Raw genomic sequence first — 16,323 nt, forward strand, 5'->3', positions numbered from 1 at the left:
CGAGGCTTTTTTTAATCTTTGATGTTTTTCAATCAAAATACTCAAAATTCTTACCTTCGTTTAAAATGAAGAAATAAGATAAACTTTACTTTAATATTTAGATTATAGTAAAAAATAGAAACTTGTTTTAGTTTATAAAATATTAATAATGTCCAAACCATTTATTTTTAAAGAATTTATTGTTAATCAAGATAAAACAGCCATGAAAATTGGTACAGATGCAGTTTTGTTAGGTGCTTGGTGTTCTATTGATGCTTATCCAGATTCTATTTTAGATATTGGTGCCGGTACAGGAGTTATTTCTTTAATGTTAACTCAAAGATGCGATGCGATGACTATTGATGCTGTTGAGGTTGATATAAATGCTTACGAACAAACTGTAGAAAATTTTGAAAATTCTGATTGGGGAGATAGATTGTATTGTTACAACTCAACTTTTCAAGAATTTGCAGAAGAAATTTCTGAAGAAGAAGAAACCTATGATTTAATAATTTCAAACCCACCATTTTATACTGATATGTATGAAACTAATGATGATTCTAGAAATAAAGCCCGATTTACTAGTTCTTTATCTTTTGAAGAATTAATTTCTGGAGTTGTAAAAATTTTATCAGAAAGCGGAAATTTCTCTGTTGTAATTCCTTTTAAAGAAGAAGAAAATTTTATCTCTTTAGCCAAAGAAAATAACTTGTTTTTAAATAGAGTTTGCAGAGTAAAAGGAAATGAAAAATCCGAAGTAAAAAGAAGCTTAATGGAGTTTTCTTTTAATAAAATTGAATTAAAAGAAGAAAGTTTAATTATAGAAATTGAGCGTCATCAATATACAGAAGCGTATATTAATTTAACAAAAGACTTCTATTTAAAAATGTAATTAACCAATTACATTGTTTGGATTGTACCCCAAATAAGATGTTTCTCTTTCGGTAAATTTAATACCATAGTTTTCTAACTCTTTTAAAATAGGTTCGTATACTTCTTTCGTAATTGGAAGTTGAACACCTGGTGTTTTAATTTCTCCTTTTAAAATTTTTAATGCTGCAATTGCCACTGGCAAGCCAACTGTTTTTGCCATAGCTGTATAAGTTTGGTTTTCTCCCAAAACAACCAAACTACTTTCAATTTGTTGTTTTTTTCCATTTATTTCATAGCCAAAAAGGTGCTGCATTACAATCATATCTTTATCATTTTGTTGCAATGTCCATGAGTCTTCAAGTATTTTTTGTAGCATTTGTGCAGGAGTAGCTTTTTTTAATCCAATTTTTTTCTTTGGATTAAAAATGTCTAACTCAATTAATTTTTCCCACATAATATCATCCTGATCAATTTTTAAATAAGATCGTAATTTTAATTCAACAGAATCTGATGGAGAATAAGCTAAGAAAAGGTTTACAAAATCTCGATAGCTCATGTTTTCAGAACCTTCAATAGTATAAGAATCGTCAGTCATTCCTAATTGTACAAAAATATTCCAGGCTCTAGAAAAACCAACTTTTCTTATAGTTCCTCTATACATTGTTGGTATATTATCTAAGCCATAAACACTTCTATACTTTAAAGAATCTCTGTTTGCGTATGCTTCAAATTTTCCATATCCGTTGATGTTTAAAAACTCAGTTCTTTTAAATAATTTATGATAAGGGATGTATTTATAAGTACCTTCTTGAATAAACATTGCAGCACCTCCTTGCCCTGCTAAAACAACATTTCTAGGATTCCATGTAAATTTATAATTCCATAAATTAGTATCACTTTCAGGAGCTACAATTCCACCACAAAAAGATTCAAAAAGCAACATTTTTGCTCCGGTATTTCTAATTTTATCAATAATTTGCATCGCACTCATGTGGTCTAAACCAGGGTCTAAACCAATTTCATTCATAAAAATTAATCCTTTTTCTTTTGCAGCTTTATCTAGCTCTTTCATTTCTTTTGTAATGTAAGAAGCGGTAACTAAATGCTTATTAAAAGTAATACAATCTTTAGCAATTTGTATATGAAAACGAGGGGGTAACATTGAAATAACAATGTCAGAATTTTTTATATTTTCTTCTCTCACTTCTTTATTAAAAACATCTAAAATAATAGCTTTTGCATTTCTATGATTATTAATTAATTTTAAAGAATTAACAGTAGAAATATCTGCAATTGTTAAAAATAAATTTTCAATATCAGATTTTTCTAACAAATATTCAATCAAAAATGAACTCGATTTTCCTGCGCCAATAATCAATATATTTTTCATGAAGAATAATGTATTTTTGTGTATTGACGAAGATACTATAATTGTTTAAAATTTAACAAAAATCACTAAAAATGTTTAAAAATTTAATTTTAATTTGTTTTTTAGGATTATCAGCTGTTATTTTAGGAGCTTTTGGTGCTCATGCATTAAAAGAAAATTTATCATCAGAAGCACTTTCTAGCTTTGAAACTGCTGTTCGTTACCAAATGTATCATGTAATTGTTTTATTATTTGTGAATACTTATGATGGTTTTTCTATAAAACAAAAAAGAAACATTAGTTTTCTTTTCTTTTTTGGAATTTTATTTTTTTCAGGGTCAATTTATGTAATTCAATTAACTACAATAACAGCAAAATCTATTTGGTTTATTACACCTTTAGGTGGTTTATTTTTTATAATAGGTTGGATTTCAATGATTGTATTATTTGTAAAAAAAATCAAAAATTAATAATAATTTCATATTTCTTTCACAAAAATAAGTCTGCTTTAAAATATTGTTTAATTTTGCTACTTAATAAAAACAAAAAAATATTGATATGGTAGATACAAATACGAAATCGATTTCGTTAAATAATCTAGGAATCAAAAATGCAACAGTTCGTTATCAGTTAACATCTAACGAATTACATCAAGAAACAATTGATAAAGAACAAGGGATTGTATCTTCATTAGGAGCAATTGCTGTTAATACTGGAGAATTTACAGGGCGTTCTCCAATGGATCGATTTATCGTAAAAGATGAAATTACAAAAGATAAAGTTTGGTGGAGCAAAATAAATTTACCTTTTGAAGAAGATAAGTTTGATAAATTATACAACAAAGTAGTTGATTATTTATCTGAAAAAGAAATTTTTGTAAGAGATAGTTATGCTTGTGCAGATGAAAATTACAAATTAAATATTAGGGTTGTAAATGAATACCCTTGGAGCAATATGTTTGCTTACAATATGTTTTTAAGACCAACTGCAGAAGAGTTAAAAGATTTTTCTCCAGAATGGACGGTTATTAATGCTCCTGGTTTTATGGCTGTCTCTGATGAAGATGGAACTCGTCAACATAATTTTGCAATTTTAAATTTTACAAAAAAAATAGCTTTAATTGGTGGAACTGGTTATACTGGTGAAATTAAAAAAGGAATTTTTTCAGCATTAAATTTTATTTTACCAGTTTATAAAAACACTTTGCCAATGCATTGCTCTGCAAATGTTGGTAAAGATGGTGATACAGCAATTTTCTTTGGACTTTCAGGAACAGGAAAAACCACATTATCTACAGATCCAAATAGAAGTTTAATTGGTGATGATGAACATGGTTGGACAGCCGAAAACACCGTTTTTAATTTTGAAGGAGGTTGTTATGCAAAAGTGATTAATTTATCGCAAGAACAGGAGCCAGAAATTTTTGCAGCAATAAAAAAAGGTGCAATTTTAGAAAATGTAAAAATGGATGACAAAGGTGTTGTTGATTTTACTGATACTTCAATTACTCAAAATACAAGAGTAAGTTATCCAATTTATCATATAGATAATATCCAAAAACCATCAATAGGGAAAAACCCAAAAAATATTTTCTTTTTAACTGCTGATGCTTTTGGGGTTTTACCTCCAATTTCAAAATTAACACCTAACCAAGCAGCATACCATTTTATATCTGGTTATACAGCAAAAGTTGCAGGAACAGAGGCAGGAGTTAATGAGCCAACACCAAGTTTTTCAGCTTGTTTTGGAGCGCCTTTTATGCCTTTGCATCCAACAAAATATGCAGAGATGTTAAGTAAAAAAATGAAAGATGCTGGTGTAAACGTTTGGTTAATTAATACAGGTTGGTCTGGCGGACAATATGGCGTTGGTAGAAGAATGCCTTTAAAATATACAAGAGCAATGATTTCTGCTGTTTTAAATGGTGATTTAGGTAGCTACAGATATGAAGATTATCATATTCATTCCGTATTTGGCGTTGCACAACCAAGAACTTGCCCTGGTGTTCCAACAGAATTATTGAGCCCAAGAGCAACTTGGAATGATGATGAAGCTTATTATAAAACAGCATTTAAATTATCAAATGCATTTAGACATAACTTTACGCAATTTGAAGAAGTTGCTAGTGAAGATATACGTAGAGGAGGTCCACAACGCTATTCTTTTTAAATAAAAATAATTTTTTAAAAGCATCTAAATTTAGATGCTTTTTTTGTGGAATCTTTTTACTATTTTTATAAATAATCTAAAAAAAAAATAGAATGAAAAAACTTATTTATTCATTTATTCTCTTATCAATAATAGCTTGTAAAACTTCAGTTAAGAAAAACAGAAGTCAAATAAAAAAAGTTGAAACTCCGGTATTAAATTTAAAACAAGCTAATAATTTAGCAAGTTTACCTATCAATTGTATTAATGTTGAATACCCAAATAGGTTAAATCAAACTATTGGAAGTAGTGAAGATTTACAATCACCAAAAGAATTGCATCCCGCTTTTTATGGTTGTTTCGATTGGCATTCTTCTGTTCATGGTCATTGGAGTTTGGTATCATTATTAAAACAGTTTCCTGGTTTAAAAAACTCATCTGAGATAAAACAAAAACTTTTAGCAAATATTACAAAAGAAAAAATAGCAAAAGAAATCAGCTATTTTTATGGAGAACATAACAAAACTTTCGAGCGTACTTATGGGTGGGCTTGGCTTTTAAAATTAGCAGAAGAACTACATACTTGGGATGATGAAACTGCAAGAGAATTGGAAACTAATTTACAACCGTTAACCAATTTAATTGTTGAAAATTACATGGCTTTTTTACCAAAATTAAATTACCCAATTAGGGTAGGAGAGCATACCAATACCGCTTTTGGATTAACTTTTGCTTGGGATTATGCAACTACACTTGGAAATTTAAAATTAAAAGAACTTATAAAAAAAAGAGCAAAATATTTTTATTTAAAAGACGCAAATTGTCCATTATCATGGGAGCCAAGTGGCTATGATTTTCTATCACCTTGTTTGCAAGAAGCAGCAATTATGAAACGTATTTTGTCTAAAGAAGAATATAGTGTATGGTTTTCAGATTTTCTTCCTGAACTAAAAGATAAAAATTTCGTTTTTGAGGTTGGTAAAGTCTCTGATAGAACAGATGGAAAATTAGTGCATTTAGATGGTGTAAATTTTTCTAGAGCTTGGGCAATTAATAAAATAATTAAAGGAATGCCAGAGTATGATCATTTAAAAAATATTGCAAATCAGCATATTAATTATTCATTACCAAGTATTGTTGGAGATAGTTATGAAGGAGGTCATTGGTTAGGTAGTTTTGCTATTTATGCTTTAAACTCTATAGATAATGATTAAAAATATTTTTAAAAATATTGGTCCAGGTACTTTAGTTGCAGCGGCTTTTATAGGTCCAGGTACGGTAACATTATGTACTTTGGCAGGTGTAAATTTTGGGTTTAATTTATTGTGGGCAATGTTACTTTCTATCATTGCAACCATTGTTTTACAAGAAATGGCTGCAAGATTAGGTATTATTTCACAGAAAGGATTATCAGAAGTTATTAGAGAAGAAATAAAAATTCCTTTTTTAAAACAGTTTATTACATTATTAATTTTATCGGCAATTGTTATTGGCAATGCATCTTACGAAGCAGCAAATATAAGTGGCGGAATTTTAGGTTTAGAAACTGTTTTTGGAGAATCAATTTTAAATATTGGTGATATATCAATTAATTTAATGAGTCTTTTAATTGGTGTTATTGGATTTGTGCTTTTATATATTGGAAATTATAAATTTTTAGAAAAAGTACTCGTAACACTTGTTTTAATTATGAGTGTTTCATTTATAATTACTGCAATTGTAACAAAACCTAATGTTATAGAAGTTTTAAAAGGGATGTTTATTCCAAAGTTTCCAGAAAAAAGTTTGCTAACTATTATTGGTTTAATCGGTACTACGGTAGTGCCTTATAATTTATTTTTACATGCTTCTTTGGTAAAAGAAAGATGGAATAAAAGTGAAGATTTACCATTAGCTAAAAAGGATACAATAGTTTCTATTATTTTAGGAGGATTAGTTTCTATGGCAATTATTGTTTCTGCTGCAGCAATACCATATAAAGATATTTCTAATGTTGCAGATTTAGCACAAGGATTAGCACCTTTATATGGCGATTTTGCTAAATATTTTTTAGCATTGGGGTTATTTGCTGCAGGAATTACGTCAGCAATTACTGCTCCTTTAGCAGCTGCTTATGTTGCAAAAGGGTGTTTAGGATGGAAAGGTGGATTAAAATCAAAACGTTTTAGGTTTGTTTGGATTTTTATTTTGTCTTTAGGTGTTTTATTTTCATCAATTGGAATAAAACCAATTGAAATAATAAAATTTGCACAAGTTGCAAATGGAATGCTATTGCCAGTAATTGCAGGAATTTTATTATGGATTATGAATAAAAAAGCCCTTTTAGGGGATTTTGTAAATTCTAAAACTCAAAATATTTTTGGTTTTGTAATTTTAATGATCACCATTTTTTTAGGAATAAAAGGAATTTTAAAAGTATTTAATTTGATTTAGAAAATGATAATTGATATTAATTGTGATGTTGGTGAAGGTATAGAAAATGAATATTTGCTAATGCCTTATATTTCTTCTTGTAATATTGCTTGTGGAGGTCATTTTGGAACTGCTAAAACAATAGATGAAACTGTTAGATTAGCAATAAAAAACAATGTTTTAATTGGGGCGCATCCTTCATTTCCAGATAAAGAAAATTTTGGAAGAAAGGTGATGAATATATCATTTCAACAATTGCAAGACAGTATTGAAAATCAATTAAATTTATTTGTTGAAAGATTATCTTTTTTTGGGGCAAAACTCCATCATATAAAACCTCATGGAGCTTTGTATAATTTAATTGCTGTTGATAAAAGTTATGCAGAGGTATTTATAAAATCGATAAAAAAATACTCAAAAACTACTTTTTTATATGTACCGTTTAATTCTGTGATTGAGAAAATTGCTATAAAAAATAATATCAAAATAAAATATGAAGTTTTTGCAGATAGAAATTACAATGATAATTTAACATTGGTTTCTAGAAGTGAAAATAATGCTTTAATAATTGATAAAAGCCAAGTTTTTAATCATGTTTTTTATATGCTAAAAAATAAAAAGGTAAAAACTATTTCTGGTATAGAAAAAATAATACAAGGGGACACTTTCTGTATTCATGGTGATACAAAAAATGCCGTAGAAATTGCAAAATATTTATCAGAAAAACTAAAAAAAGAATGCGTTAAAATTGGTGCATAAACTAACATATAAACCTTTTGGGAAACAAGCTGTTTTAATAGAGTGGAATGCAAGTATCGATAAAAATATTTTAAATGATATTTTGCTTTTCAAAGAAAAATTAAGAAATAAAAAACCGGATCTTTATACCGATTTAATAGTTGGCTACAATTCTCTTACAATTAAATATAAAGAAAAAATTAATAATTTTTTAAATGAAGTAGAATATTTAAAATCGATATATAAAATAGATTTCCAATTTTTAAAAAAGGATAATTTTATTTGGGAAATTCCTGTTTGTTATGATACTAAATTTGGAGTAGATTTAGAAGAAATTTCTACCAAATCTAACCTGTCAATTCAAGAAATAATAAAATTGCATTCAGAAAAAATCTATACAGTATTCTTTATCGGTTTTTTACCTGGTTTTTTATATTTAGGTGGGTTAGATTCAAAATTATTCTTTAATAGAAAGCCAAATCCTAGATTAAAAGTTGCTAAAGGTACTGTTGCAATTGGAGGAGAACAAACTGGGATTTATCCATCGGAATCTGCTGGAGGTTGGAATATTATAGGTTTAACTCCAATCAATTTTTTTGATGTTCAAAAAGAAAATCCCTGTTTTGCAAAAGCTGGAGATCAAATAAAATTTAAACAAATTTCTTTAAAAGAATTTATAGCGTTAGAAAAAGAAGTAGAAAAAAGTAATTATATAATTTCTAAAAAAGTTATTGTATGATTAAAGTAATAAAAGCTGGTTTTTTTACTTCTATTCAAGATAGAGGTAGAGATGGTTTTGCTTCCATTGGCGTACCAGTTTCTGGTGTTATGGATTCTTTTTCTTCAAATTTAGCAAACAATGTTTTAAATAACACATTAGATGATGCTGTTTTAGAAATTACTTTTAGTGGATGTAAATTAGAATTTTTTACAGAAACCATTATTTGTATTTCTGGAGGTAATTTTTCACCTAAGATAAACAACAAGTCTATTAATTTGAATTCAAGAATTAAGGTTTTTAAAAATGATATATTATCTTTTGGAAAAATAAACTCAGGAGTACGTTGTTACTTGGCTGTAAAAGGTGGTTTTTTAACAGATAAAGTTTTAAATAGTAGAAGTTTTTATTCTAATGTAACTCATCAGCTTTTTATTAAAAAAGGAGACATGTTACCAATTTCTTCTTTAAAAAGTGATTTAAAAACTTCAAACTCTTCAATAAAAAATCAAAATGCACATTTTCAATCACAAGAAATAGCATGTAATATAGGTCCTGAATTTAATTTATTAAATGTATCTCAAAAAAAACAATTAGAAAGTCAGTTATTTACTATCTCTATAGATAATAATAGAATGGGGTATAGGCTTGTTGAAATTATAGAAAATAATTTACCTCAAATTCTTACATCTGCGGTTTTACCTGGTACAGTACAATTAACCCCATCTGGTAAATTGATTGTTTTGATGAAAGATTGCCAAGTTACTGGTGGTTATCCAAGAGTTTTACAATTAACAAATAATTCTATAAGTAAGTTAAGTCAAAAAACAACGAATGAAAAGTTTTTTTTTGTTTTTGGAAAGCATTAAAACATCTAAAATTTGTTAGTAGCAAGAATATTAAATTCTATGGAAAAGAAATTATATGATTATTTCGTAAAAAAAACAAGCATCCAAAAATGGATACTTGTTTTATGAAATAATATTTATAAGAGTTATTCTTTCTTCTCAACAATAACTTTTATTTCTTGGGTTACTTTTTCGTCAGATTTTTCAATATTTACAGAAACAATTTCTCCTGCTTCATTAGCTTTCTTTTCAATTTCTGCAATTGTACCTTCAATTTCTTGAACCTTAGTAGTTGTTTTACCATCTATTGTTTTAGTAGTAGTAATTGTAGCCACCGCCATTTCTGAATCATTGCTTTTAACCTCAACACTAACTTCTTTCTTAACTTCATTTTTCATTGCATGATTATTAGTAGAATGACCTCCTAAAATAGGAGCAATTACTAATCCAATTAGACAAGTAAGTTTTATTAAAATGTTCATTGATGGTCCAGAAGTATCTTTAAAAGGATCTCCTACAGTATCACCAGTTACGGCAGCTTTATGAGCTTCAGAACCTTTGTAAGTCATTTCACCATTAATTTCTACACCAGCTTCAAAAGATTTCTTAGCATTGTCCCAAGCACCACCCGCGTTATTTTGAAAAATTGCCCATAAAACACCAGAAACAGTAACTCCAGCCATATATCCACCTAACATTTCAGCAATTGCTAAATTATTCATTCCAAAAATCATTGGAACAAAAGCAATAATTAAAGGAAAACCAATAGTTAATAAACCTGGTAACATCATTTCTTTTAAAGATGCTTGTGTAGAAATTGCCACACATTTATCGTATTCAGGTTTTCCAGTTCCTTCCATAATTCCAGGAATCTCTTTAAATTGTCTACGTACTTCTTGCACCATTTCCATAGCAGCTTTACCAACAGCATTCATTGCTAAGGCAGAAAATACAACAGGTACCATTCCACCAACAAATAGCATTGCTAAAACAGGCGCTTTAAAAATGTTAATTCCGTCAATTCCTGTAAATGTTACATAGGCAGCAAATAATGCTAATGATGTTAATGCTGCAGAAGCAATTGCAAAACCTTTACCAGTTGCAGCAGTTGTATTACCAACAGAATCTAAAATATCAGTTCTTTCTCTAACAATTGGTTCTTGTTCGCTCATTTCTGCAATACCACCTGCGTTATCAGAAATTGGTCCAAAAGCATCAATTGCTAATTGCATAGCAGTTGTTGCCATCATTGCAGAAGCTGCTAAGGCAACCCCATAAAAACCAGCAAAAGCATAAGAAGCCCAAATTGCACCAGCAAATAATAGTACTGATGGAAAAGTAGAAATCATACCAGTAGCTAAACCAGCAATAATATTTGTTCCAGCCCCTGTTGAAGATTGTTGAACAATTTTTAAGATTGGAGATTTTCCTAATCCTGTATAATATTCAGTTACTGATGATATTACAGCACCAACAACTAAACCAACTAAAGTTGCATAAAAAACTCTCATAGAAGATATTTCTTGTAAACCTTCACCAAAGAATTCCATTTGCATAGTTTCTGGCAACATCCATTTACATAATACAAAACATGCTACAGCTACTAAACCAATAGAAACCCAGTTTCCTAGATTTAAAGCACCCATAACTTGTGTTTCTTTAGCATCGTTACTTTTAATTTTTACCAACATTGTACCTATGATAGAAATAATGATTCCTACACCGGCTATTGACATTGGTAATAAGATTGGGCCAATACCACCAAAAGCGTCAGAAATACTTCCTCCCATATCTTTTATCACATAGTTTCCTAAAACCATTGCGGCTAAAACTGTTGCTACGTAAGAACCAAATAAATCTGCTCCCATACCTGCTACATCACCTACATTATCACCCACATTATCTGCAATTGTAGCAGGATTTCTAGGATCATCTTCAGGAATTCCTGCTTCAACCTTACCCACTAAATCAGCACCAACATCGGCAGCTTTTGTATAGATTCCTCCTCCAACTCTAGCAAATAAAGCAATAGATTCTGCACCTAAAGAAAACCCTGCTAAGGTTTCTAGAACAATTGTCATTTTATCAACAGAAAAAGTTCCTGATGCGCCATTCATAAAATAGTTGTAAAAAATGATAAAAAAAATAGTTAAGCCTAAAACAGCCAAACCAGCAACTCCAAGCCCCATTACTGTTCCTCCTCCAAAAGATACTTTTAAAGCATTTGGTAAACTTGTTCTTGCCGCTTGAGTTGTTCTAACATTTGTTTTAGTTGCTATTTTCATTCCAATATTTCCTGCATAAGCAGAAAAAACAGCTCCAAAAATAAAAGCGACTACAATAAGGATGTCTGTTGTTGGCACTATAAAAGATACCACTGCCAAAGCAATACTTACTATAACAACAAAAATAGTGAGTAGTTTATACTCGGCACTTAAAAAAGCTAATGCGCCTTCGTAGATGTAATCAGAAATTTCTTTCATTTTACCATTTCCTGCATCTTGTTTCATAACCCAAGATTTCTTAACCCACATATAGATTAAGCCTAAAACTGCCATGGCAATTGGCATGTAAATCATTATTGATTCCATAAATATTTATAATTTGATTAGTTTATAACGGAAACAAAAGTATAAAAACCAAATTGATAAAAAAAACCACCTTAAATTAAAGATGGTTTAAATTTTTAGCGATATTTTAAGGATATGATAATTATATAGTGAAGGTTCTTTTTTTCTTGTGTTCACTATTATCATAACGTTTTACACATTCATGGTATATTTTAATTGCTTCTTCTGCATTACCCCAACCACCTGTATCAACTTTTTTCTTTTCTAAGTCTTTATAAACTTTAAAGAAATGTTCTATTTCTTTTAATCTATGAGGATTTAAATCAGAAATATCAGTTTTGTTATTCCAAATAGGATCTGATACAGGAACACAAATTATTTTTTCATCAGGTCCTTTTTCATCCGTCATATAAAAAACACCAATTGGTCTAACTTCCATAACAACCATTGGGTATGTTGGTTGATGTCCTAATACTAATATATCTAAAGGATCTGAGTCTAATGCCAAAGTTTCAGGAATAAATCCATAATCACCAGGATACATCATAGAGGAAAATAACATTCTATCAAATCTAATTTTATTTAATGTAAAATCATATTCATATTTGTTTCTACTTCCTTTAGGTATTTCTATTAGTACATCAAATGTTATCGGCTTCTTTTGTTCTTTACTCATTGTTTTTTATTTAAAATAATATTGTTCAAAAATAGTGAATATATGAGGTTTATTTTTGATTTTAGGCTAAAATTTACTTAATGGTTTTCGGTATTTAAAACAAAAAACCCTTTTCCATTGGAAAAGGGTTTTATAATATGATAAGTATACTTTTATAAGTACATAACTTCTTTTACTGCTTTTACTACATCGTTAGAATTTGGAATCCATTTTTCTAACAATACTGGTGAATAAGGCGCAGGTGTATCTGCAGTAGTAATTCTTTTAATTGGTGCATCTAAATAATCAAATGCTTCATCTTGAACTCTATAAGTAATTTCAGTAGATACACTAGCAAATGGCCATGCTTCTTCTAAAATAATTAATCTATTTGTTTTCTTTACTGATTTTAAAATAGCATCATGATCCATTGGACGAACTGTTCTTAAATCGATAATTTCTACAGAAATATTTTCTTTTGCTAATTCTTCAGCAGCTTTATAAGCTTCTTTAATAATTTTACCAAAAGAAACAATAGTTACATCTGTTCCTTCTCTTTTCGTTTCTGCAACACCAATTGGTATAATGTATTCACCTTCCGGAATTTCCATTTTATCACCATACATTTGTTCAGATTCCATAAAAATAACTGGATCATCATCTCTAATTGCAGCTTTTAATAATCCTTTTGCATCATATGGGTTAGAAGGTACAATTACTTTTAAACCTGGTGTATTTGCAAACCAGTTTTCAAATGCCTGTGAATGTGTTGCACCTAATTGACCAGCTGAAGCTGTTGGACCTCTAAATACAATTGGGCAATTGAATTGACCACCAGACATTTGTCTGATTTTTGCGGCATTATTTATAATTTGATCAATACCAACCAAAGAAAAGTTAAAGGTCATGTATTCTACAATTGGTCTATTACCATTCATGGCAGACCCGATTGCAACACCTGCAAAACCAAGTTCTGCAATTGGAGTGTCTATAACTCTTTTTGCACCAAACTCGTCTAACATTCCTTTACTAGCTTTGTAAGCTCCATTATATTCGGCAACTTCTTCACCCATTAAATAAATGCTTTCATCTCTGCGCATTTCTTCACTCATTGCTTCGCAAATAGCTTCTCTGAATTGAACTGTTTTCATTTAAGTTTTTAGTTGTAAAAATTATTTAAAGACAAAAGTAATAAATTAATTGTCATTTTTTTATTTCAAGTTTAGAAACTAACGTATTTATCATGTAATTTTCACTCAATCGATTTCGAGAATGTTAAAATCTATAAAAATTTATTATGCACGCATAGTATTTTCAAAAAAAAAGCCGTAATTTTGTGATTAAGAAAATGATTAAAAATTAGAATTTATGAAAATATTGGTTTGTATTAGTCATGTACCAGATACTACATCAAAAATTAATTTTACAGATAATGATACTAAGTTTGATACAAATGGAGTACAATTTGTAATAAACCCTTATGATGAGTTTAGTCTTACAAGAGCAATGTGGTTTAAAGAGAAGCAAGGAGCTTCTGTAACTGTTGTAAATGTTGGAAATTCATCAACAGAACCAACATTAAGAAAAGCTTTAGCTATTGGAGCTGATGATGCAATTCGTGTTAATATGGATGCGGTTGATGGTTTGTCAGTTGCAAAACAATTAGCGGATGTTGTAAAAAATGGAGGTTATGATTTAGTATTAGCCGGAAGAGAATCGATTGATTATAATGGAGGAATGGTTCCTGGAATGTTAGCTTCATTATTAGACTTCAATTTTGTAAATGGTTGTATTGGGATGGAAGTTGATGGAACTTCTGCTACTTTATCTAGAGAAATTGATGGTGGAAACGAAACTTTAAGTACTTCTTTACCTTTAGTTGTTGCAGGTCAAAAAGGAATTGTAGAGGAAAAAGATTTACGCATACCAAACATGAGAGGTATTATGATGGCTCGTAAAAAACCTTTAAATGTAGTTGAACCTATTGCTGTAGAAAATGCAACTTCAATACAATCTTTTGAAAAACCAGCACCAAAAGGAGCTGTTAAATTAGTAGATGCAGATAATGTAGATGAGCTAATTAGCTTGTTACATAATGAAGCTAAAGTGATTTAAATATATGTAAATATTTAAACGTTTTTTCGTTTAAAAGTTTTCATCAAAATAAAATATAAACGTGTAATTGTTTTTCATTTAACTGTTAAAGAACATTTTTATAACAGTTACATAAATTAAACATTTTACCAATTAAACAATATTAAATATGTCAGTTTTAGTTTTTGCCGATTCAACAGACGGAAAATTTAAGAAAAGTGCTTTTGAAGTAGTTTCTTATGGAAAAAAAGTAGCAGAACAACTTAATAGTAATGTAGTTGTTGTAACCATAAATGCAGATAATACAGAAGAATTGTATACGTATGGAGCAGAAAAAGTAGTTTCTGTAACAAATGATTCTTTAGTTACTTTTAATGCAAATAGTTATGCGTCAGTAATTAAACAAGTTGCAGATGCGCAAAATTCAACAGTAATAATTTTAGACTCTAGTATAGATACTTTGTATGCAGCACCAATTTTGGCAGTAGCTTTAAATGCTGGTTATGCATCAAATGTAGTGGCTTTGCCAAGTTCAACAAGTCCTTTTACTGTAAAAAGAAAAGCATTTTCTAATAAAGGTTTCTCAAATACAATAATTTCAACAGAAAATAAAGTAATTGGAGTAGCTAAAAATTCTTACGGAGTTCATGAGAACGTTGTTTCTGGAACTACAGAAAGTTTTGATGCTACGGTTGAAGCGACAAAAGTAACATCAGAAAAATTAGAAAGAAGTACGGGGCAAGTAACTATTGCTGATGCTGATGTTGTAGTTTCTGCAGGAAGAGGTTTGAAAGGACCAGAAAATTGGGGAATGATTGAAGAATTAGCTGGAGTTTTAGGTGCGGCAACTGCATGTTCTAAACCAGTTTCTGATTTAGGATGGAGACCTCATGGAGAACATGTTGGGCAAACTGGTAAACCTGTTGCATCTAACTTATATATTGCTATTGGAATTTCTGGAGCAATACAGCACTTAGCTGGTATCAATGCATCAAAAGTAAAAGTTGTAATAAATACTGATCCAGAAGCGCCGTTTTTTAAGGCTGCAGATTATGGTATTGTTGGTGATGCTTTTGAAGTTGTACCCAAATTAATAGAAAAATTAAAAGCATTTAAACAAGCTTAATTCAAGTTCAAACATAGTTTTTAAAGAAAACCTATTGGTATAATTACTTATAGGTTTTTTCTTTTCATAAAAACTGATAAAATAAAAGTTATCAATCTATTATTTTTATTAAATTGTGCCCACTAAAAAAGTGTAATTTATGATGCTTTTTTACATTTTGCAGAAAGATATATGAGTTTAATAAAACTAACCATTAAAGGTATTTCTTATAGCCAAACCCAAAGTGGAGCTTATGCTTTGGTTTTAAGTGAAATTAAAGGTACAAGAACCTTACCAATTATTATAGGAGCATTTGAAGCACAATCTATAGCAATAGCTTTAGAAAAAGAGATTAGACCTCCAAGACCGCTTACACACGATTTGTTTAAAACATTTTCTGATACTTTTTTAATAAAAGTAGAAGAAGTTATTATTCATAAATTGGTAGATGGTGTCTTTTTTTCGAGTCTTGTTTGTGTAAGAGAGGGTGTAAAAGAAGTAATAGACACAAGAACTTCTGATGCCATAGCAATTGCCATTCGTTTTAATGCACCAATTTATACTTATGAAAATATTTTAGATAAAGCTGGAGTATATTTAAAAGTTGAAGAGGAATTGGCATTGGATAAAAATGAAGATTTTGGTGATTATTCTTTAGAGTTAGACGAATTAACTTCAGAAAAAGAAAACAGTTTTTCTGAAGTTTCATTAAAAGAATTACACAATAAATTAAATACTGCTGTTGTAAATGAAAATTACGAATTAGCAGCAAAAATAAGAGATGAAATTAGTAAACGCTCTTAAAAAATAATCA

15 protein-coding genes are annotated in these 16,323 nt (G+C 29.4%); 11 read left to right on the forward strand and 4 right to left on the reverse strand.

Going from position 1 to position 16,323, the window contains the following annotated elements; all coding sequences use genetic code 11:
• Positions 1 to 148: 148 nt before the first annotated feature.
• A complete protein-coding gene (locus tag Q0733_RS05645) occupies positions 149 to 871 on the forward strand; it encodes a methyltransferase (protein ID WP_298780018.1) in 723 nt (240 codons plus the stop codon).
• Here the strand turns inward: Q0733_RS05645 and Q0733_RS05650 are convergent, their stop codons facing one another.
• Positions 872 to 2,242, reverse strand: coding sequence for a saccharopine dehydrogenase family protein (locus Q0733_RS05650; protein WP_298780021.1), 1,371 nt, complete (start codon positions 2,240 to 2,242; stop codon positions 872 to 874).
• 71 nt (positions 2,243 to 2,313) lie between these two features.
• Here Q0733_RS05650 and Q0733_RS05655 point away from each other — a divergent pair, with 71 nt between their 5' ends.
• From Q0733_RS05655 to Q0733_RS05685, 7 genes are all read left to right on the forward strand, one after another.
• Positions 2,314 to 2,691, forward strand: coding sequence for a DUF423 domain-containing protein (locus Q0733_RS05655; protein ID WP_298780024.1), 378 nt, complete (start codon positions 2,314 to 2,316; stop codon positions 2,689 to 2,691).
• Between the two features lie 88 nt (positions 2,692 to 2,779).
• Complete coding sequence (gene pckA, locus Q0733_RS05660) at positions 2,780 to 4,390, forward strand: phosphoenolpyruvate carboxykinase (ATP) (RefSeq protein WP_298780026.1); 1,611 nt, start codon at positions 2,780 to 2,782, stop codon at positions 4,388 to 4,390.
• A 92-nt stretch (positions 4,391 to 4,482) separates the two neighbouring features.
• Complete coding sequence (locus Q0733_RS05665; RefSeq protein WP_298780029.1) at positions 4,483 to 5,583, forward strand: DUF2891 domain-containing protein; 1,101 nt, start codon at positions 4,483 to 4,485, stop codon at positions 5,581 to 5,583.
• On the forward strand, positions 5,576 to 6,802 hold the full coding sequence (locus Q0733_RS05670; protein WP_298780031.1) for an Nramp family divalent metal transporter: 1,227 nt from the start codon (positions 5,576 to 5,578) through the stop codon (positions 6,800 to 6,802). The genes Q0733_RS05665 and Q0733_RS05670 overlap by 8 nt, the downstream gene beginning before the upstream one ends.
• Before the next feature lie 3 nt (positions 6,803 to 6,805).
• Positions 6,806 to 7,540 (forward strand): 5-oxoprolinase subunit PxpA, encoded by a 735-nt coding sequence (pxpA, locus tag Q0733_RS05675; protein WP_298780033.1) that lies wholly within the window; start codon positions 6,806 to 6,808, stop codon positions 7,538 to 7,540.
• Positions 7,533 to 8,258, forward strand: coding sequence for a 5-oxoprolinase subunit PxpB (gene pxpB, locus Q0733_RS05680; protein ID WP_298780036.1), 726 nt, complete (start codon positions 7,533 to 7,535; stop codon positions 8,256 to 8,258). The genes pxpA and pxpB overlap by 8 nt, the downstream gene beginning before the upstream one ends.
• Positions 8,255 to 9,106, forward strand: coding sequence for a biotin-dependent carboxyltransferase family protein (locus Q0733_RS05685; protein WP_298780038.1), 852 nt, complete (start codon positions 8,255 to 8,257; stop codon positions 9,104 to 9,106). Before pxpB ends, Q0733_RS05685 begins: the two co-directional genes overlap by 4 nt.
• 125 nt (positions 9,107 to 9,231) lie before the next feature.
• On the opposite strand, the gene Q0733_RS05690 is transcribed toward Q0733_RS05685, so the two are convergent.
• The 3 genes from Q0733_RS05690 to Q0733_RS05700 all read right to left on the reverse strand — a co-directional run bounded on the left by Q0733_RS05690 (position 9,232) and on the right by Q0733_RS05700 (position 13,461).
• Positions 9,232 to 11,676, reverse strand: a complete 2,445-nt coding sequence (locus Q0733_RS05690; protein WP_298780039.1) for a sodium-translocating pyrophosphatase — start codon at positions 11,674 to 11,676, stop codon at positions 9,232 to 9,234.
• 121 nt (positions 11,677 to 11,797) lie between these two features.
• Entirely contained in the window at positions 11,798 to 12,331 is a 534-nt protein-coding gene (locus Q0733_RS05695) for an inorganic diphosphatase (protein WP_298780041.1), read from the reverse strand.
• 152 nt (positions 12,332 to 12,483) lie between these two features.
• Positions 12,484 to 13,461 (reverse strand): pyruvate dehydrogenase complex E1 component subunit beta, encoded by a 978-nt coding sequence (locus Q0733_RS05700; RefSeq protein ID WP_298780043.1) that lies wholly within the window; start codon positions 13,459 to 13,461, stop codon positions 12,484 to 12,486.
• Between the two features lie 217 nt (positions 13,462 to 13,678).
• Here Q0733_RS05700 and Q0733_RS05705 point away from each other — a divergent pair, with 217 nt between their 5' ends.
• The 3 genes from Q0733_RS05705 to Q0733_RS05715 all read left to right on the forward strand — a co-directional run bounded on the left by Q0733_RS05705 (position 13,679) and on the right by Q0733_RS05715 (position 16,313).
• Positions 13,679 to 14,425, forward strand: a complete 747-nt coding sequence (locus tag Q0733_RS05705; RefSeq protein ID WP_298780044.1) for an electron transfer flavoprotein subunit beta/FixA family protein — start codon at positions 13,679 to 13,681, stop codon at positions 14,423 to 14,425.
• 148 nt (positions 14,426 to 14,573) lie between these two features.
• Positions 14,574 to 15,530 carry an electron transfer flavoprotein subunit alpha/FixB family protein gene (locus Q0733_RS05710; protein ID WP_298780045.1) on the forward strand — a complete coding sequence of 319 codons (957 nt, stop codon included), beginning with the start codon at positions 14,574 to 14,576 and terminating at the stop codon, positions 15,528 to 15,530.
• A 171-nt stretch (positions 15,531 to 15,701) separates the two neighbouring features.
• Complete coding sequence (locus tag Q0733_RS05715; RefSeq protein WP_298780046.1) at positions 15,702 to 16,313, forward strand: bifunctional nuclease family protein; 612 nt, start codon at positions 15,702 to 15,704, stop codon at positions 16,311 to 16,313.
• The last annotated feature ends 10 nt before the right edge of the window (positions 16,314 to 16,323 follow it).

It is taken from the genome of uncultured Polaribacter sp., from assembly GCF_947500975.1.
In the GTDB taxonomy this organism is placed as follows: Bacteria; Bacteroidota; Bacteroidia; order Flavobacteriales; family Flavobacteriaceae; genus Polaribacter.